General features: G+C 68.5%; 16 protein-coding genes (1 of these 16 only partly in view). 10 read left to right on the top strand and 6 right to left on the bottom strand.

Going from position 1 to position 19,066, the window contains the following annotated elements; genetic code table 11:
• Together ACZ75I_RS01585 and ACZ75I_RS01580 are read left to right on the top strand one after the other, a co-directional pair.
• Positions 1–1,289, top strand: partial view of a M23 family metallopeptidase gene (locus ACZ75I_RS01585; protein ID WP_180868022.1) — the 3' portion only. 184 nt of this gene lie to the left of the window's left edge; only the last 1,289 of its 1,473 coding nucleotides appear in the window; its start codon lies off the left edge, out of view; its stop codon occupies positions 1,287–1,289.
• 66 nt (positions 1,290–1,355) lie between these two features.
• Positions 1,356–2,483, top strand: coding sequence for an anhydro-N-acetylmuramic acid kinase (locus ACZ75I_RS01580; RefSeq protein WP_134972364.1), 1,128 nt, complete (start codon positions 1,356–1,358; stop codon positions 2,481–2,483).
• 68 nt (positions 2,484–2,551) lie between these two features.
• On the opposite strand, the gene ACZ75I_RS01575 is transcribed toward ACZ75I_RS01580, so the two are convergent.
• The 3 genes from ACZ75I_RS01575 to ACZ75I_RS01565 form a co-directional block, all read right to left on the bottom strand.
• Positions 2,552–2,782, bottom strand: coding sequence for a hypothetical protein (locus ACZ75I_RS01575; RefSeq protein WP_005420465.1), 231 nt, complete (start codon positions 2,780–2,782; stop codon positions 2,552–2,554).
• A 78-nt stretch (positions 2,783–2,860) separates the two neighbouring features.
• On the bottom strand, positions 2,861–4,234 hold the full coding sequence (locus ACZ75I_RS01570) for a muropeptide MFS transporter (protein ID WP_049455489.1): 1,374 nt from the start codon (positions 4,232–4,234) through the stop codon (positions 2,861–2,863).
• Positions 4,231–5,031, bottom strand: a complete 801-nt coding sequence (locus ACZ75I_RS01565; RefSeq protein ID WP_061478738.1) for an exodeoxyribonuclease III — start codon at positions 5,029–5,031, stop codon at positions 4,231–4,233. The genes ACZ75I_RS01570 and ACZ75I_RS01565 overlap by 4 nt, the downstream gene beginning before the upstream one ends.
• A gap of 161 nt (positions 5,032–5,192) precedes the next feature.
• On the opposite strand from ACZ75I_RS01565, the gene pyrE reads away from it, so the two are divergent.
• The 8 genes from pyrE to ACZ75I_RS01525 all read left to right on the top strand — a co-directional run bounded on the left by pyrE (position 5,193) and on the right by ACZ75I_RS01525 (position 14,691).
• Positions 5,193–5,852, top strand: a complete 660-nt coding sequence (pyrE, locus tag ACZ75I_RS01560; RefSeq protein ID WP_005420471.1) for an orotate phosphoribosyltransferase — start codon at positions 5,193–5,195, stop codon at positions 5,850–5,852.
• A 19-nt stretch (positions 5,853–5,871) separates the two neighbouring features.
• On the top strand, positions 5,872–6,534 hold the full coding sequence (locus ACZ75I_RS01555) for a hypothetical protein (protein WP_061478739.1): 663 nt from the start codon (positions 5,872–5,874) through the stop codon (positions 6,532–6,534).
• A gap of 221 nt (positions 6,535–6,755) precedes the next feature.
• The gene (locus tag ACZ75I_RS01550) at positions 6,756–6,848 is read left to right on the top strand and encodes a potassium-transporting ATPase subunit F (RefSeq protein ID WP_005407770.1); all 93 of its coding nucleotides are present in this window, start codon (positions 6,756–6,758) and stop codon (positions 6,846–6,848) included.
• Positions 6,849–6,860: 12 nt separating this feature from the next.
• Positions 6,861–8,570 carry a potassium-transporting ATPase subunit KdpA gene (gene kdpA / locus ACZ75I_RS01545; protein WP_065196049.1) on the top strand — a complete coding sequence of 570 codons (1,710 nt, stop codon included), beginning with the start codon at positions 6,861–6,863 and terminating at the stop codon, positions 8,568–8,570.
• A gap of 10 nt (positions 8,571–8,580) precedes the next feature.
• Positions 8,581–10,638: a potassium-transporting ATPase subunit KdpB gene (gene kdpB, locus ACZ75I_RS01540; protein WP_180868026.1), complete on the top strand. Its 2,058-nt coding sequence runs from the start codon at positions 8,581–8,583 to the stop codon at positions 10,636–10,638.
• On the top strand, positions 10,635–11,285 hold the full coding sequence (kdpC, locus tag ACZ75I_RS01535; protein WP_154350094.1) for a potassium-transporting ATPase subunit KdpC: 651 nt from the start codon (positions 10,635–10,637) through the stop codon (positions 11,283–11,285). Before kdpB ends, kdpC begins: the two co-directional genes overlap by 4 nt.
• Before the next feature lie 51 nt (positions 11,286–11,336).
• Positions 11,337–13,997 carry a sensor histidine kinase gene (locus tag ACZ75I_RS01530; RefSeq protein ID WP_061478743.1) on the top strand — a complete coding sequence of 887 codons (2,661 nt, stop codon included), beginning with the start codon at positions 11,337–11,339 and terminating at the stop codon, positions 13,995–13,997.
• Complete coding sequence (locus ACZ75I_RS01525; RefSeq protein ID WP_180868028.1) at positions 13,978–14,691, top strand: response regulator transcription factor; 714 nt, start codon at positions 13,978–13,980, stop codon at positions 14,689–14,691. Before ACZ75I_RS01530 ends, ACZ75I_RS01525 begins: the two co-directional genes overlap by 20 nt.
• Positions 14,692–14,769: 78 nt before the next feature.
• Here the strand turns inward: ACZ75I_RS01525 and ACZ75I_RS01520 are convergent, their stop codons facing one another.
• The 3 genes from ACZ75I_RS01520 to coaBC are packed head-to-tail and all read right to left on the bottom strand — an operon-like array spanning position 14,770 to position 18,890.
• Positions 14,770–17,118 carry a phosphomannomutase/phosphoglucomutase gene (locus ACZ75I_RS01520; protein WP_180868030.1) on the bottom strand — a complete coding sequence of 783 codons (2,349 nt, stop codon included), beginning with the start codon at positions 17,116–17,118 and terminating at the stop codon, positions 14,770–14,772.
• A gap of 12 nt (positions 17,119–17,130) precedes the next feature.
• The gene (gene dut / locus ACZ75I_RS01515; RefSeq protein WP_061478745.1) at positions 17,131–17,604 is read right to left on the bottom strand and encodes a dUTP diphosphatase; all 474 of its coding nucleotides are present in this window, start codon (positions 17,602–17,604) and stop codon (positions 17,131–17,133) included.
• Positions 17,601–18,890 (bottom strand): bifunctional phosphopantothenoylcysteine decarboxylase/phosphopantothenate--cysteine ligase CoaBC, encoded by a 1,290-nt coding sequence (gene coaBC, locus ACZ75I_RS01510; protein ID WP_061478746.1) that lies wholly within the window; start codon positions 18,888–18,890, stop codon positions 17,601–17,603. The genes dut and coaBC overlap by 4 nt, the downstream gene beginning before the upstream one ends.
• Between the last annotated feature and the right edge of the window lie 176 nt (positions 18,891–19,066).

The raw sequence follows: 19,066 nt of genomic DNA, 5'->3' as shown, positions 1-19,066 counted from the left end.
CGATCGTCCCCGGTTTCTCGCACACCATTGATGCGCCTTACGCGGACAGCCACACCAGTCTGGCGCTGCCGCTGCCGCCGTTGACCATGGCCCGCCAGCAGCAGGTGCCGGGCGACAGCTGGCAGGTGCTGCGCATCCAGCGCGGCCAGACCCTGAGCGATCTGTTCGACAAGGCCGGCATTCCGGCCAGCACCCTGCACCGGGTGCTGGAGCACCCCGGTGCGCGCGAGGCGCTGACCAAGCTGCGCCCGGGCGCCGAGATCGCCTTCGACATGCCGCTGTCCGGCGATCTGCGCAGCATCCGCTTCGATCGCGACGCCGACAACCGGGTGGAACTGAGCCTGACCGGCGATGACATCAAGGAGAAGGTGACGCGGCGCGAGACTTCCACGCGTACCGTGGTCACCAGCGGCGAGATCACCAGTTCGCTGTATGCCGCGGCCCGCCGGGCCGGGCTGTCGCCGTCGGCGATCGCGACGATGACCGACGACATCTTCAAGTACGACATCGACTTCTCGAAGGACCTGCAGCCGGGCGACCGCTTCAGCGTGGTGATGGACGAGACCTGGCGCGAAGGCGAGAAGGTGGACACCAGCAAGATCCTGGCGGCGACCTTCACCACCGGGGGCAAGACCTATTCCGGCTTCCGCTTCGACCGCAACGGCAAGTCCGAGTACTACGACATCAACGGCCGTTCGTTGAAGAAGAGCTTCATCCGCATGCCGATCCCGTTCGCGCGGCTGAGCTCGACCTTCGGCGCACGCAAGCACCCGGTGCTGGGCAAGATGCGCATGCACAAGGGCGTGGACTACGCCGCGCGCACCGGCACGCCGATCATGGCCGCCGGCGATGCCCGCGTGCAGTTCGCCGGCGTGCAGCGCGGCTACGGCAACGTGGTGATCCTCGATCACGGCCGCGGCCACACCACCCTGTACGGGCACATGTCGCGCTTTGCGAACATCAAGACCGGCCAGCGCGTGGCCCAGGGCACGGTGATCGGCTACGTCGGCTCGACCGGCCTGGCCACCGGCCCGCATCTGCACTACGAATTCCGCGTCAACGGCGAGCACCGCAACCCGCTGACCGTGACCATGCCGCCGCCGGAGCCGCTGAAGGGCGCCGAGCTGGTCGCCTTCCGCGCGCAGACCGCGCCGGCGATGGCCCGCATCCAGGGCATGGAGAAGCTGATCTACGCCGATGCCAGCCCGGCACCGACCAGCCGCGACGAGGCCGCCGCCGAGGTGGCCAGCGCCAAGGACAAGCAGTCGACCGGCCGCAAGCGCGGCTGAGCGCGCTGCGTTGACGAACTAGGACGCGGCAGCCCAAGCTTGCCGCGTCCTTTTTTTATGCCCGCCATGAACACCACTGCCGACGCTGACGCCCCCCTGTACCTTGGCCTGATGTCGGGCACCAGCGCCGACGGCATCGACGCTGCGCTGGTGCAGTTTCCCGCGGGCGGTGGCTGCCGCTTCGTGCACGGCCTGACCGCGCGCTGGGAACCGGTGCTGCGCGCGCGGCTGGTGGCGCTGGGCGAAGGTGGCCCGTTGGATTCGCTGGAGGAGCTGGGCGAACTGGACGCGCGGATTGCGATCAACTTCGCCGAGGCTGCCAACCAGCTGCTGGCCGAAGCCGGCGTGGATCGCAGCCAGGTGCGCGCGATCGGCTCGCACGGCCAGACCGTGCGCCACCGCCCGCTGGCCGATCCGGCGTTCACCGTGCAGCTGGGCGACGGCAACCGCATCGCCGAACTGACCGGAATCACCACGGTGTCCGACTTCCGCCGTCGCGACGTAGCGGCCGGGGGGCATGGCGCGCCGCTGATGCCGGCTTTCCACCTGGGCATGCTGGGTGCCGCCGATGAAGACCGCGCGGTGCTCAACCTGGGCGGCATCGCCAACCTGACCCTGATCCCGCGCGAAGGCGCGGTGCGTGGCTTCGATACCGGCCCGGCCAATGCGCTGATGGATGCCTGGTGCCAGCGCCACACCGGCCGTACCTTCGATGCCGATGGCGCGTATGCCGCCAGTGGCGCGGTGGACGAGGGCCTGCTGGCCGGCTGGCGTTCGGACCCGTGGTTCGCGCTGCCGCCGCCGAAGAGCACCGGGCGCGAGCAGTTCCATCTGGCCTGGGCCGAGGCCCACATGGAGGAAGGCGAATATGCCGCTGCCGATGTGCAGGCCACCCTGCTGGAGCTGACCGCGACGACCGTGGCCGACGCGCTGCTGGCGCAGCAGCCGCAGACCCGGCGCCTGCTGGTCTGTGGCGGCGGCGTACGCAACCGGCAGCTGATGAAGCGGCTGGCGGCGCGGCTGCCGGAGGTGCAGGTGGAGTCCAGCGCGGTGCACGGGCTGGACCCGGAGTACGTGGAAGCGATGGGATTCGCCTGGCTGGCGCAGCGGACGATGGACGGGCTGGCCGGCAACCTGCCGAGCGTGACCGGAGCCAAGGGGCCGCGGATCCTGGGGGCAATCCACCTGGCGTGAGGTGACGCCATCCACGCATGACGTGGATTCACCGGGCAGCCGAGCGTGGGCTCGGCTCTACAAAGCCGCTAATCGAAGCCCTGCCCTGCGGGCAAGGCCTGCAGGGCGGCGATCGCATCGGAGAGGGCGTCCACTTCGGGATCGCCGAAACCGGAGCGGACCTCCAGTTCACTGCTGAACAGGCCCTGCTCCAACAACGCGGCGCAGGTCTGTTCATGGGTCCAGCCGCGGGCGACCGCGACACGTCGGATACGTTCCAGCAGCAGCGGGTCCAGATCCCGCAGCACAACGTCGGCCATGCTTACTTCCCCGTTCGCAAGGCACCGCCCCCTCGGCGCGTCGGGGGCGATGATCCCGCAGACTGGACGGGCAGGCAATCAGGTCGAGCTGGAGGCCTGGCGACGGCGCTGCTGCAGGATCAGCAGGGCGCAGAGGATCACCACCGGGATCGCCACCAGCGCGGTACCGACGAAGAACAGCGCGTAGCCTTCCAGCAGCGTCCGGCCCTGTGCGAGCGTCTGTACCGACCACCCCGAGAGCCCCTTGAGCGCCTTGCCGGGCATCGCGTAGAACGAACTCAGCAGCGCGTACTGGGTTGCGGTGTATCCGATGCTGGTCAGGCTGGACATATAGGCGATCAGCGCCGTACCGGCGAAACCGCTGGCGAAGTTGTCGATGGCCATGGCCACAGCAAAATGGGTCGTGTCTGGGCCCGAATAGGCCAGCCAGGCAAATGCCAGGTTGGAGGCCGGCCCCAGCACGGCACCCACCATCAGCGCCGCCAGCACCCCCCAGCGAACCGAGACCAGGCCCGCCGCAGCAATGCCAACGAAGGTCGCGACCAGGCCCACCGAGCCACGCACGGCGCCCACGGTGTCCTCGTCCAGGCCGAGATCGACATAGAAGGGGTTGGCCATCGGCCCCATGACGAAGTCGGCCATGCGATAGACGCTGATGGCCACCAGGATCAGGATCGCGCCGCTGCGATGCTCGCGGACGAAGGCGATGAACGGCCCCGCCACGGCGTCGAACAGGCCGCGCGGCGTCCACAGGGAGGTCGCCTGTGCCTGCACGGCAGCCACTTCCCGCGCGGGTTCACGGGCCATGACCACGGCTACCACGCCAAGCGCCATCAGCACGGCCATGATCTCGTAGGAGACCTGCCAGCCAACACGGGCCGCGATGATCAGGATCAGTGCATCGGTGACCAGCAAGGCAGTGCGGTAGCCCAATGCCGAGGATGAGGTCAGCAGGCCAAGCTGCTCGCTGTTGTCAGCACTTTCAATGCGCCAGGCATCGATGACGATGTCCTGGGTGGCCGAAGCAAACGCCACGATCACGGCCATTACGCCGAACACGACGATGTGCTGCCAGGCGATGCCCAGGAACTGGATCTGGCCGCCCTTGGGCTGGACCAGCGCCATGCCGACAAGGCCCACCACTACGACCAGCTGCGACAGCAGCATCCAGCCGCGGCGGCGGCCAAAACGACCGAACAGAGGCACGTCGGTCTTGTCGACGATCGGCGCCCACAGGAACTTCATGGTGTAGGCCAGCCCGACCCATGACAGGAAACCGATCGTGCTCAGCTCGATGCCTTCCTTGCGCATCCAGAAGCCGAGCGTGTTGCCCACCAGATAGATGGGCAGGCCCGAACTGAAACCGAGCAGCAGCATCGCCAGCACCTTGCGCTGGCTCAGGTTGGACAACACCTGCTGCCACGGTCGGCGCGGCTTGGCGGCCTCAGTCACAGGTCGTAGTCCACGGTGAACGGGGCGTGGTCGGAGAAGCGCTCGTCGCGGTAGATCGAACAGCTACGCAGTTTGTCGCGCAAGCCCGGCGTGATGAACTGGTAGTCGATGCGCCAACCGACGTTGTTGGCGCGGGCGGCGCCGCGGTTGCTCCACCAGGTGTAGTCCTCGCCGGCGGGATTGAGCAGGCGGTAGGCATCGGCCCAACCGCGGCCGGCGGCGACATCGGTGGCCTGGCCGTGGTCGGCGCAGAGGGCGTTGAGCCAGTCGCGCTCCTCCGGCAGGCAGCCGGAATTCTTCTGGTTGGACTTCCAGTTCTTGATGTCCAGCGCCGAACGCACGATGTTCCAGTCGCCGCACAGCACGTAGTCGCGGCCGCTGCGCGCCCACTCCTCCAGGATCGGCCGCAGCCATTCCATCACTTCGAACTTGAAGCCCTGGCGCAGGTCACCCGAGCTGCCGGAGGGAATATAGAAGGAGACCACGCTGAGATTGCCGTAGCGCGCCTCGATGTAGCGGCCTTCGTCGTCGAACGGGGCCCAGCCCAGCGAGGTGATGACCTGGTCCGGCTCGCGCCTGCTGTAGATCGCCACGCCGCTGTAGCCCTTCTTGGTGATGGCGTCGCGATAGAAGCAGTGGTGCCCGTCTGGACGGAACATCGGGTCGGTCAGCTGGTCTTCCTGGGCCTTGGTCTCCTGGATGCACAGGACGTCGGCGTCCTGGGCACGGAACCAGTCGAGGAAGCCCTTGGTCGCGGCGGAACGGATGCCATTGGCGTTGAAACTGATGATGCGCATGCGGGGACCTGCGGCGGGAAACCGGGCAAGCATACCGGTTGCCCGTGGGGCTGCGCAGTCCGCCAGGCAGCGCCGCGACACCGTTCACGCGGGGCCGGACGAGCGCGAAACGCCCAGCTGGATTAGGATTTGTGCTCCAAATGAAGATGAATCGAGTTTTGATGAGCGACCACCGCCACCGTTTCCTGCAGCTGGCCCTGACCGCCGACGCCCTGCGCTTCGGCCAGTTCACCCTCAAGTCCGGCCGGCTGAGCCCCTATTTCTTCAACGCCGGCCGTTTCGACTCCGGTTCGCTGCTGTCCCAGCTCGGCGCCTGCTATGCCGATGCCATCGATGCCAGCGGGATCAAGTACGACGTGGTGTTCGGCCCGGCCTACAAGGGCATCCCGCTGGCCACCGCGATGGCCTGCGAGCTCGCCCAGCGCGGCCGCGACCTGCCGCTGTCATTCAACCGCAAGGAAGCCAAGGACCACGGCGAAGGTGGCCAGCTGATCGGCGCCGACATGAATGGCAAGCGCGTGCTGATCGTCGACGACGTGATCACCGCCGGTACCGCGATCCGCGAAGCGCTGGGCATCATCCGCGCTGCCGGCGGCACCCCAGCCGGCATCGTGGTAGCCCTGGACCGCCAGGAGATCGCCTCGGAAACCGACCGCCGCTCGGCGGCGCAGTCGGTGGCCGAAGAGGCCGGGATTCCGGTGATCGCCGTGGCGTCGCTGGCCGATCTGCTTGATTTCGCCTCCGGCAACCCGGAACTTGTGGGTTACCGCCAGCCGCTGGAAGCCTACCGGGCCCAGTACGGCGTCCGTTCGATCCGCTGACCGACCCAGGGGAAAGGTCATGTCCCGAGTTCCTGCCGTTCTCTTTGCCGGCCTGCTGCTGGCCGTGCCGTCCACCGTGCCGGCGCAGTCGCGCGACGGCGGCAAAGTGGAAAAGAAGCTGTATTGCTGGAACGAGGGCAAGGAGCGGATCTGCAGCGATTCGCTGCCAGCCGATGCGGTCAATCACGCCCGCGAGGAGTTCAACGCGAAGAGCGGCCTGCGCAATGCGCAGGTCCAGCGCGCGTTGACCGACGAAGAGCGCGCCGCGGCCAGCACCCAGGCGCAGCAGCAGCAGCTGGACCTGATGGCCGAGCAGACCCGCCAGCGTACCGAGCAGGCGATGCTGTCCACCTATGGCAGCGAGGAGGACCTGCGCCGGGTGTTCGCCGAGCGCCAGGAAGTGCTGGACAACAACCTCAAGACCGCCGAGTACAACGTCACCAGCCTGCGCGAATCACTGGTCGCGCTGCTGTCGGCCGCCGGTGACCGAGAACTGGCCGGTGGCAAGGTCGCCGACAAGCAAGCCGAGGCGATCCGTCAGCGGCACGTGCAGTTGCAGGCGCAGCAGCGCCTGCAGGCCGGGTTCCTGCAGCAGCAGCAGGCGCTGAAGGCGGAAATTGAAAGCACCCTGCAGCGCTATCGCGAGCTGAAGGGCGTGGCACCGACGAGCCAGGCGCCGTGATTCGCTTGTAGAGCCGAGCCCATGCTCGGCTCCGCGTGACCTTGGGAAAGAGCAGCCCAGCATGGGCCCGGCTGTACAGTAGGCGGCGCCTGGTTACGGCTTGGCCCACGGAATTTATGCACTCTTTACGCGTCGGCACGGTCCGGCGCGTAGTGCGTTTATGGGCGGCAGGACGACGATGACGGCCTGAGGTGGAGGGGTTCCACCAGGACGCTATTGCAATGTCCCCCTGGCTGTCGTTGTTGTGTGGCGTGCTGGTGCTGGTCGCCGCCGCCTATCTCCTTTATGTCGTGCTGCGGCCCGAGTCATTCTGAGCGGAGCCTGCCATGACCGAGATGCTTGTGATTATTGCCGCCAGCCTGTTGCTGGCGTGGCCGCTGGGCCTGTACCTGGCGCGCGTGATGCGCGGCACGCCGATGAAGGCCGACGTGCTGTTCAACTGGATCGAAAAGCCGTTGTACAAGGTGTTCGGCGTCGATCCCTCGCGCGTCATGTCCTGGCGCGGCTATGTGCTGGCCTTCGTCCTGAGCAACGTGGTGGTCGCCGTACTGACCCAGGCGGTGTTCATGACCCAGGCCTGGTTGCCGTTGAATCCGGACCAGATCCCGAACATGCGCTGGGACACCGCGCTGCACACGATGATCTCGTTCCTGACTAACACCAACCAGCAGCACTATTCGGGCCAGGCGCAGCTGTCCTACCTCTCGCAGATGACCGGCATCACCGGCCTGCAGGTGGTGACACCGATGATGGGCCTGGCGCTGGCGGTGGCCACGCTGCGCGCGTTGTTCTCGCGTGCGCCGCAGGCTGCGGCGGCCACCAGTACCGGCGATGACCGCCAGGTGGCGGTGGGCAACTACTACGTGGACGTGGTGCGCCTGTGCGTGCGCTTCCTGTTGCCGCTGTGCCTGGTGTGGACCCTGCTGCTGACCAGCCAGGGCGTGCCGTCGACGATGGCCGGTGGCCCGCAGGCCACGCCGATCGATGCCAGCGCCGGCATGGCCGGACAGAAGCTGCCGCTGGGCCCGGTGGCGGCGATGGTCGCGGCCAAGCAGCTGGGCGCCAACGGTGGCGGCTGGTACGGCCCGAACAGCAGCTTCCCGCTGGAGAACCCGACCCCGCTGTCGAACGCGCTGGAGATCGTCGGCATCCTGCTGGTGCCGATGGCGGTGATCTTCATGATCGGTGCGTTCACCGGCCGGCGCCGGTTCGGCGCCCTGGTGTTCAGCTGCATGCTGGGCATGTCGCTGCTGTCCACCGGCGCGATGGTGTGGAGCGAAGGGCACAGTGCCAGCGCCGCCACGCCGCTGCTGATGGAAGGCAAGGAGGTGCGCTTCGGCGCCGACGGCACGGCGCTGTGGGCGGCGGTGACCACCCAGGTCTCCAACGGCTCGGTCAACGGCATGCATGACTCGCTGGCGCCGCTGAGTGGCGGCATCGCGATGGTCAACATGCTGGTCAGCGCGATCTGGGGCGGCATCGGCTGTGGCCTGCAGCAGTTCATCGTGTACCTGCTGCTGGGCGTGTTCCTGGCCGGGTTGATGACCGGACGTACGCCGGAACTGTTCGGCCGCAAGCTGGAGACGCCACAGGTACGCCTGCTGGCCCTGCTGGTGCTGCTGCAGCCGATCACCCTGCTGGTGTTCACCGCGATCACCCTGGCCGTGCCCGGGCTGGCCGCTACCTCCAACCCGGGCTTCCATGGCATCAGCCAGGTGTTCTACGAGTACGTCTCGGCCTACGCCAACAACGGCTCGGGCTTCGAGGGGCTGGGCGACGCCACGCTGTGGTGGAACCTGAGCTGCTCGCTGGTGCTGCTGCTGGGCCGCTTCCCGCTGCTGATCATCCCGCTGGTGGTGGCCGCGCAACTGGCCGCCAAGCGCCAGGCGCCGGAGTCTGCCGGCAGCCTGCAGATCGAAACCCCGACCTTCGCCCTGACCCTGGTCTCGGTGATCGTCATCCTGACCGTGCTGCAGTTCATGCCAGCGCTGGTACTCGGCCCGATCGCCGACCACCTCAGCCTGGGACTGCACTAAGGACACCCCGATGAGTACCCACGCAAGTTCCACCCGTAGTTCCCTTGCCCCGCGCCCTGCGCTGCTTGATGGCGCCGGCCTGCGCCGTTCGCTGGTCGAAGCAGTACGCAAGCTATCGCCGATGCACCTGGTGCGCAGCCCGGTGATGGCGGTGGTGATGGCCGGCACGATCGTCGCCGCCATCGTCACACTGACCGGCAATGCGCCGCTGGGCTTCGGCCTGGCGGTGACCGCGATCCTGCTGGTGACCGTGTTGTTCGGCAATTTCGCCGAAGCAGTGGCCGAGGCGCGTGGCCGTGGCCAGGCCGCATCGCTGCGCCGCGCTCGCCAGGATCTGGTGGCGCGCCGCCTGGCCGCGCCGCAGCCGGGGGCTGCGGAAACCCAGGTACCTGCCGCCGAGCTGCGCCCGGGCGACCATGTGATCGTCAGTGCCGGTGAGCTGGTGCCGGCCGATGGCGAGATCGTGCAGGGCCTGGCCACCATCAACGAGGCGGCGGTGACCGGCGAATCCGCCCCGGTGCTGCGCGAGGCCGGTACCGACCGTTCCGGCGTGATCGGCGGCACCAAGGTGCTGTCCGACCAGATCATCGTGCGGGTGACCGCCGAGCCGGGGCACAGCTTCCTGGACCGGATGATCGCGCTGGTGGAAGGTGCCAACCGTCAGAAGACGCCGAACGAGATCGCGCTGACCCTGTTGCTGGCAGCGATGACGCTGACCTTCCTGGTGGTGGTGGCGACGCTGCCGGCGATCGGCGCGGCGGTAGGCGTGCAGGTCGATCCGCTGCTGCTGATCGCGCTGCTGGTATGCCTGATCCCGACCACCATCGGCGGCCTGCTGCCGGCCATCGGCATCGCCGGCATGAACCGTGCGCTGGCTGCCAACGTGCTGGCCAAGTCGGGCAAGGCCGTGGAAGTGGCCGGCGACGTCGACGTGCTGCTGCTGGACAAGACCGGCACCATCACCTACGGCGACCGCCAGGCCAGCCACTTCCATCCGTTGGCCGGCATCGACGCCAGCCAGCTGCGTGAAGCGGCGCTGCTGTCCTCGCTGGCCGACCCGACCCCGGAAGGCAAGTCGATCGTACGCCTGGCGCGCGAGCAGGGTTGCGCCACCGCCGAGCCGGACCATGCCGAGTACCTGGCGTTCAGTGCACAGACCCGCATGTCCGGCGTGGACCTGGAACATGGCCGGCAGATCCGCAAGGGTGCCGCCGATGCGATCCGCGCCCACGTACAGACGCTGGGCGGCAACGTGCCGGCGGAACTGGCCGGTCGCGTCGAGCAGGTGGCGCGCAATGGCGCCACCCCGCTGGTGGTGGCCGAGGGTCGCCACGTGCTGGGCGTGATCGAACTGTCGGACGTGGTCAAGCACGGCATGCGCGAGAAGTTCGCGCAGCTGCGGGCGATGGGCATCCGTACGGTGATGATCACCGGCGACAACCCGCTGACGGCTGCAGCCATTGCCGCCGAGGCTGGCGTCGACGACTACATCGCCGAGGCCCGCCCGGAGGACAAGCTGGCGCGCATCCGCCAGGAACAGGCCGGTGGCCGGCTGGTGGCAATGGTCGGTGACGGCACCAACGACGCCCCGGCACTGGCCCAGGCCGACATCGGCCTGGCGATGAACTCCGGCACGCAGGCGGCGAAGGAGGCCGGCAACATGGTCGACCTCGATTCGGACCCGGCCAAGCTGCTGGCGGTGGTGGAAGTGGGCAAGCAGCAGCTGATCACCCGCGGCGCGCTGACCACCTTCTCGCTGGCCAACGACGTCTCCAAGTACTTCGCGATCCTGCCGGCGCTGTTCGCCGCGGCCGTGCCGACCATGGCCGCACTGAACGTGATGCAGCTGTCGAGCCCGCGCAACGCGGTGCTGGCGGCACTGATCTTCAACGCCCTGGTGATTCCCGCCCTGATTCCGCTCGCCCTGCGTGGCGTGCGCTTCCGCCCGGCCACCGCAACGGCGCTGCTGCGCCGGAACATGCTGGTGTACGGCCTCGGCGGCGTGCTGCTGCCGTTCGTGGCGATCAAGGCGATCGACCTCCTTCTTGTCCTGGTATTCGGCGCATGAACCGTACTGTTTCCACTTCGTCTTCCCTTCCCCGCGGACAGAAAGCCGAGGCCCGCGTGGCGAGCCTGCAGGATGGCGCAAGCTGGCGCCCGGCGATCGGCCTGGGCCTGGCCACCCTGCTGCTGGCCGGCGCGGTCTACGCCGGCATCGCCACCGGCTTCGCCGGCCTGGCCTACCCGACCCAGGCCGAGGGCAGCCTGCTGCGCGACGGCAACGGCCAGGTGCGCGGCTCGGCGTGGCTGGCGCAGCCGTTCACCGGTGATGGCTACTTCCAGGCGCGTCCGTCGGCGGCCAACTACGACCCGATGGCCGCGGCCGGTTCCAACATGGCGCGCAGCAATCCCGCGCTGGCCGAGCGCGTCGCTGCCAGCACCGCTGCGGTGGCTGCACGGGAAGGTGTCGCGCCAGCGCAGGTTCCGGCCGATCTGGTAACCCAGTCCGGCGGCGGTCTCGATCCGCAGTTGTCGCCGGCCGCCGCACAGCTGCAGGTGGCGCGCGTAGCGCGTGCCCGTGGCCTGCCGGTGGAGCGCGTGCAGGCACTGGTGCAGGCCCATACCGAAGGGCGCCAGTGGGGCCTGTTCGGCCAGCCACGGGTGAACGTGGTGACGCTGAACTTCGCGCTGGACCATGCAGCCAAGGCACCGTGATGCCGGTCTGTACCCGCTGCGCGCACAATGGTGGCCATGACAGCGGCCCCCATGACTGATGCACGTACCCGCCAGGCCGATGCCCTGGTTGAAGGCCTGCAACGCGAAGCCGGCGGCAAGCTGACCGTGTTCCTCGGTGCGGCGCCGGGCGTGGGCAAGACCTACACCATGCTGACCCGCGCGCAGGAACAGCTGCGCCGCGGCGTCGACCTGGTGGTGGGCCTGGTGGAAACCCATGGACGCACCGATACCCAGGCCCTGCTGGAGGGCCTGCCGCAGCTGCCGCTGAAGGACGTGGCCTATCACGGCCATGTCCTGCAGGAGATGGACCTGGATGCCGTGCTGGCACGGCATCCGGCGCTGGTGCTGGTGGATGAACTGGCCCACCGCAATGCACCGGGCAGCCGCCATGAGCGGCGCTGGCAGGATGTGATGGAGCTGCTGGATGCCGGCATCGACGTCTGGACCACGGTCAACATCCAGCATCTGGAAAGCCTCAACGACGTGGTGATGCGGATCACCGGCGTGCGCGTCAGCGAGACCGTGCCCGACGGCGTGCTCGACCGCCTGCACGACATCGTGCTGGTCGATCTGCCGCCGCGCGAACTGATCGCTCGCCTGCAGCAGGGCAAGGTCTATGTGCCCGAACAGGCCGCTCAGGCACTGCAGGCGTTCTTCTCACCGGCCAACCTGACCGCGCTGCGCGAACTGGCGATGCAGGAAGCCGCCGACCGCGTCGACAGCAGCCTGCGCGAAACCCGCGCCGCGCGTGGCGAAGGCAATCTGCCCCTGCGTCGCGGCGTTCTGGTGGCCATCGACGGGGGCGGCCAGAGCGAATACCTGGTGCGCGTGGCGCGGCGCATCGCAGAGCGCCGCGACGCACCGTGGACGGTAGTGACCGTGCAGGGCCGGCGCCAGGACGAGGCGACCCGGCGCGAGATCGATGCGGCCTTCGCGCTGGCACGGCGGCTGGGCGGCGACGCCGAACTGCTGCATGGATCGAGCATCGCCGATGCCCTGCTCGATCATGCCGCACACAACGGCGTGTCGACCCTGGTGCTGGGCCGGACCCGCGAACGTCCACTGGCACGGATGTTCAACCGCACCCTGACCCAGCAGCTGATCCAGCGTGGCGCGCATTACGAGATCACCATCATCAGCACGCCGCAGGCACGCGCACGCTCGCGCCGCGAGAGCCTGCTGCCGCCAATGCGCGGTATCAGTCATGAACCGGCACAAGCCCTGATCGCTACCGCGCTGGCCTGTGCGGTGGCGTGGCTTGCCGAACACTGGGTGGGCATGGCCGACCTGTCGATGGTGTTCATCGTCGCGGTGGTGCTGGTGGCTGCACGCACGCGCGCCAGCGTGGCGGTGATGGCCGCGATCCTGTGCTTCCTGGCCTACAACTTCCTGTTCATCGCGCCGCGCTTCACCTTCGCCATCGGTGCACGCCAGGGCGTGATCACCGTGTTCCTGTTCCTGGCCGCCGCACTGGTGGCCGGGCGCCTGGCCTCGCGCCTGCGCATGCAGGTGATTGCGCTGCGTGCAGCCAACCGCCATGCGCGCGCGCGCCAGCAGCTGGGCCGTCAGCTGGCCAGCGCGGCCGGCAACGGCGAGGTGGCACAGGCAGGCCGGCATGCGCTGGAGCAGGCCCTGGACGTGCCGGCGTGGCTGCGGATCGGCACCGATACCGCCGCCGGTGGCCGCAACCAGCCTGGCGATACCGACTTGGCTGCCGCCGACTGGGCACTGCGCCACGGCCAACCCAGTGGGCGCTTCACCGATACCCTGGCCGGTGCGCAATGGTGGTTCCTGCCGTTGCTGGACGGCGAAGACCGTGCGATCGGCGTGGCCGGCCTGTACCTGCCCGGCGCACAGGCGCGCCTGCTGCCCGAACAGCGGCAGCTGGCCGAAGCGATGGTCGACGACATCGCACAGGCCGCGCTGCGTACCCGGCTGGTGGCGGAACTGGAGCAGGCACATGTCAGCAACGAGACCGAGCGGCTGCGCTCGGCGCTGCTCTCCTCGGTGTCGCACGACCTGCGCTCGCCGCTGGCGGCGATGATCGGGTCGGCCGACAGCCTGGCCAGCTACGGTGCGGCCATGGATACAGCCGATCGCCGTGCTTTGCTGGACACCATCCTGGTCGAGGGCGAACGGCTGGACCGCTACATCCAGAATCTGCTGGACATGACCCGGCTGGGTCATGAAGGGCTGAAGATCAACCGCGACTGGATCGGCGTGGACGAGCTGATCGGCTCGGCGGCACGGCGCCTGCAGCGCTACCAGCCAAAGGTGCGGCTGGAGCTGGACATCCCAGCCACGCTGGCACCGATCTGGGTGCACCCGGCGCTGGTCGAACAGGCCGTGTTCAACGTGATGGAGAACGCGGCCAAGTTCTCGCCGCCCGACGCCGCCGTGCAGGTACAGGCGCGCGAGCTGGACGGCCAGCTGCGCATCGACGTGATCGATGCCGGCCCCGGCATTCCCGATGACGAGCGCGCGCGCATCTTCGACATGTTCTACAGCGTCGAGCGTGGCGACCGAGGCCGCCACGGCACCGGCCTGGGCCTGACCATCTGCCAGGGCATGATCGGCGCACATGGCGGCAGCGTGCAGGCGCTGCCCGGACGCGACGGTCGCGGTACCCTGATCCGCATCACCCTGCCCCTGCTCAAGCCAGCCTCCCACGATGAGCCCGACCCCGATTGATGCCAGCGTGCCGGCCGCACGCGTGCTGGTGATCGACGATGAAACCCAGATCCGCCGGTTCCTGGACATCAGCCTGCGCGCGCAGGGCTACCAGGTGCGGCAGGCCGCCACCGGCCAGGAAGGCCTGCAGCTGGCCGCCAGCGAAGACATGGACCTGGTGATCCTCGATATCGGCCTGCCGGACATGGAAGGCCATGAGGTCCTGGAACAGCTGCGCCAGTGGAGCCAGGTGCCGGTGATCATGCTGACCGTGCGCGCCGGCGAAGCCGAGAAGGTGCGCGCACTGGATACCGGCGCCAACGACTATGTGACCAAGCCGTTCGGCACGCAGGAACTGATGGCGCGCGTGCGGGCGCTGCTGCGCACGCGCAGCGTGCCGACCGATGGCACGCCGCCGGTGTTCGACGATGGCCACCTGCGCGTGGACCTGGTGCGTCGCGAAGTCGCCCTGCAGGGTGAACCGGTGGCGTTGACCCGCAAGGAATACGCGCTGCTGTCGCTGCTGCTGCGCAATGCCGGGCGGGTGGTGACCCAGCCGCAGATCCTGCAGGAGATCTGGGGCCCGACCCACCAGCACGACACCCACTACCTGCGCATCCTGGTCGGCAAGCTGCGGCACAAGCTGGGCGATTCGGCGCTGGATTCGCGCTACCTGTTCACCGAGCCGGGCGTGGGGTTGCGGTTCAAGGGGTGAGGGTGTGTCGACCAGGGTCGACACCTACCAAGAGCGGGCAAGGCGTGCCGACCAACGGTCGGCACCCACCAGGATCGTTCAGAACCCAAGCGGGGTGTCGCCCAGCACTGGTTGCAGCTGGCTACGGAACAGGGCCTGGATGCGTTCCAGTGCGGCCTCGTCGTTGCCTTCGAAGCGCAGCACCAGCACCGGCGTGGTATTGGAGGCACGCACCAGGCCCCAGCCATCGGCGAAGTCCACGCGCAGCCCATCGATGGTCGACAGGCGGCCACCCACATACGGGTTGTCCGGCGACTGCGCCGCCGCCACCAGCATCGCCACCAGGGCATGCGGCGTCCCGTCGGCCACCGGTACCTTCAGCTCCGGCGTGGCGACCATTTCCGGCAGTTCGCCCAGCACCTCGTCCGGGGTTTCCTCGCGCTGGGCCAGGATCTCCAGCAATCGCGCAGCGGCGTACAGACCGTCGTCGAAACCGAACCAGCGTTCCTTGAAGAAGAAGTGGCCGCTCATCTCGCCGGCCAGCTCGGCATCGGTCTCGCGCATCTTCGCCTTCATCAGCGAATGCCCGGTCTTCCACATCAGCGGGCTGCCACCGTTGCGCAGCACATGGTCGGACAGCTTGCCGGTGCACTTCACGTCGTAGATCACCATCGCGCCCGGATTGCGCATCAACACATCGGCAGCGAACAGCATCAGCAGGCGATCGGCGTAGATGATCCGGCCTTCGCCGGTCACCACGCCCAGCCGGTCGCCGTCGCCATCGAAGGCCACGCCGAGATCGGCGCCAAAGCGCTTGACCGTCTGCACCAGGTCTTCCAGGTTGGCCGGTTCGCTCGGGTCGGGATGATGGTTGGGGAAGGTGCCGTCGACATCGCAGTACAGCGGAATGACGTCGGCGCCGATCGCTTCCAGCAGCTGCGGCGCCAGTGCGCCGGCCACGCCATTGCCGGCATCGGCCACGACCTTCAGTGGGCGGTCCAGCTGCACGTCATCGGCGATGCGCTGGATGTAGTCGGCACTGACATCGCGCTGCTGGTAGTCACCGGGCTCGGCGGCCTGCACCAGGCGGCCCTCGACGATGCGCTGGTAGAGATCGGTGGTGGCATCGCCGGACAGCGTCTCGCCGCCAATGACCACCTTGAAGCCGTTGTACTCGGGCGGATTGTGGCTGCCGGTGACTGCCACGCAGGTGCCGGTACGCAGATGGAAGGCGGCGTAGTACACGAGCGGGGTCGGCGCCAGGCCGATGTCGATCACCGCGCAGCCGGCACGGCGCAGGCCCTCGGCCAGCCCGGCCGTCAGCTCGGGTCCGGACAGGCGGCCATCGCGACCGATCACCACCTCGCGCAGGCCCTGCTCCAGTGCCACGGTGCCGATGGCCTGGCCGATCAGCGCCGCGGTCTTCGGTGTCAGTTCACTGCCCACCACGCCGCGGATGTCATAAGCGCGGAAGATGCCGGCGGCCAGCTCCTCGGCCGGCACCGGCGGTGGCGGCGGTGGTGTCACATCGCCACTGCCGGTCACAGCGGCCCCGGGTGGCGGCGCCTGCTGCAGGCTCTCGCTCAGGGTCGGGCCATGGTCGGCCTCGGACGCTGCGGCGCGGCGCGGCAAGGGCAGCGACTTCGGCAGTCGGTCACGTCCCACCACCAGCAACACGGCAATGAACGCCAGCAGCAACGCCACAATGGCGCTGGCCAGCGCGCCCAGGCCCAGCGGACCGGCGTCGACATTCGGTACCGACGCGACCAGTCGCAGCGGCGTGCCTGCAACCGGGCGCGCCAGCGCTTCGGCGCTTTCGGACAGGCCCGCGTCGCCCTGGGTGACCAGATCGAAGCCACCCTGGCGCAGGCCAAGGAAGCCTGCGGACGGCGCACGCACCTGGTCCAGCGGCGAGGTCAGCCGCAGCAGCGGCTGGCGGACATAGATCACGGCCGGCCCCAGGCTGCCCAGCTGCACTGGCGCAGCCAGGCCCAGGCGATTGCCGCCACCATCGCGGACGACGCGCAGGCTGGGTTTGCCCTCAGCCACCGCCGCTTCCAGCAGGGCCAGGCGTGCATACCCGAAGGTGGCCGGATCGGCATAGGCGTTGGCCAGATCGGCCGTCAGCACCTCGACCTGCTCAACCCCGGTCCAGCTCTCGCGCACGGCCAGCGCCGCTGCAGCGGCATCGCCGGCCTGCAGCGCCTGCTGCACGCGATCGTTCTTCAACTGCTGCTGCAGCTGCTGCAACTGGCCTGCAGCGGCCTGCTGCAGGCCCTGCACGGCCTGGTCGCGCGCTTCTTCCAGCGCCTGGCCGTTGGCCTCCTGCCGCCATTGCTGCACCGCGCTCCATCCGAACCAGCCGGCCAGCAGGATCAGCAGCACCCCCAGTAGTGGCGCACTGCGACCCAACGACCGTCCCCGCTGTCCTTCCCCGATGCCGCTCATCGATGTCCCCTGTCAACGCACCCCGGTATGGCCGAATCCACCCGTGCCCCGCACGCTGTCGGTGAAAGTATCCACCACCTGCAGGCTGACGCGGGCAATCGGAACCACCACCAGCTGCGCGATGCGATCGCCGGGCTCGATGGTGAAGGCCTCGCGGCCACGGTTCCAGACGCTGATCAGCAGCGGCCCCTGGTAGTCGGCATCGATCAGGCCGGTGCCATTGCCCAGCACGATGCCGTGCCGATGGCCCAGCCCCGAACGCGGCAGGATCACCGCGCACAGGTTCGGGTCGGCAATGTGGATGGCCAGGCCGCTGGGCACCAGCGCGGTGTCGCCCGGCTGCAGGGTCAGTGCGGTATCCAGCGCCGCGCGCAGGTCCATGCCGGCGCTGGCTTCGGTGGCGTAGGCCGGCAGCGGCCAGCTGTCGCCGAAGCGCGGATCGAGCAGCTTGACCTGCAGCGGTCGGGAAAGGGATGCCTGGGTCATGCCTGGAGTCTCCGCGCGATCAGCGCCAGCAGTTGTTCGGCCAGTTCGCGCTTGGAGGTGGCCGGGAATACCTGTTCACCGTCCTGCCAGAAGGCCGTGGCGGCATTGTTGTCGCTCTCGAAACCACCGCCACTGATGCCGACCTGGTTGGCGATCACCAGGTCCAGGCGCTTGTCGATCAGCTTGCCGCGTGCATATTTCTCCACGTCGTGGGTCTCGGCGGCAAAGCCGACCACCAGCTTCAGCGACTGCGTCTGCGCGGCGACTTCGGCCAGGATGTCCGGCGTGCGCACCAGCTCGATCACCAGCGACTGGCTGTCGGCGGTCTTCTTCAGCTTCTGCGCGGCGACCTGGCGCGGGGTGTAGTCGGACACTGCGGCGGCACCGATATAGATGTCGGCGGGCAGCGACTTCAGTACGGCATCGCGCATCTGCGCGGCCGAGCGCACGTCGATGCGCTGCACGCCCGGTGGCGTCGGCAGCTGGACCGGGCCACTGACCAGCACCACGTGCGCACCCAGCGCGGCGGCGGCAGCGGCCAGGGCAAAGCCCATCTTGCCGCTGCTGCGGTTGCCGACGTAGCGCACCGGATCGATGTCTTCGTAGGTCGGGCCGGCACTGATCAGCAGGCGCAAGCCCTGCAGGGCACGGGTTTCCGGCGCGGCAACCGTCGCAGCGGTACCGCCATTGGCCACCAGCGCGGCCACGATGTCGCCCGGTTCAGCCAGCCGGCCGGGACCGGATTCACCTTCGGCCAGCGGGCCATCGACCGGGCCGATCACCTGCGCACCGCGCTGGCGCAGCAGGGCGATGTTGGCCTGGGTAGCCGGATGCAGCCACATCCGGTGGTTCATTGCCGGGCAGATCGTCAGCGGTGCGGTGCTGGCCAGGCACAGGGTGCTGACCAGGTCATCGGCATGGCCCTGGGCCAGCCGCGCCAGCAGATCGGCGGTACCCGGCGCGACCACGATGCGGTCGGCCCAGCGGGCCAGCTCGATGTGGCCCATGGCCTGCTCGGCGGCGCTGTCCCACAGCGTGGTGCGGGTCGGCTGCCCGGACAGGGCCTGGAAGCTGAGCGGAGTGACGAACTGCTGGGCACCGGCGGTCATCGCCACCTGCACCTGGGCACCGGCATCGCGCAGGCGCCGCACCAGCTCCAGGGCCTTGTAGGCCGCGATCCCGCCTCCGACGCACAACAGCAGTTTCTGGCCTTCCAGCGCGCGGGCCGGCGCGGGGGAAGCGTTGGGGGAGTCAGCCACCTGGAATTCCTGTGCAAACGAGGGCATTAGCTTACCCGATGGTCGGTAATGTCCCGGTACACGGCACACATAGCGGGCGGCTATCAGCAGATGGGACTTGCGCCACAACGCTTCCGGGGTTCAAGACACTGCGATTCGGAACTTTCCTATACCTGTTGGCCGGCCACGTTTGCAGAATCGTCAGTGGCCACCGCAGGTGTGCC

This window comes from Stenotrophomonas sp. X (genome assembly GCF_055721025.1).
This window is presented reverse-complemented; position numbering and strand designations above follow the sequence as displayed.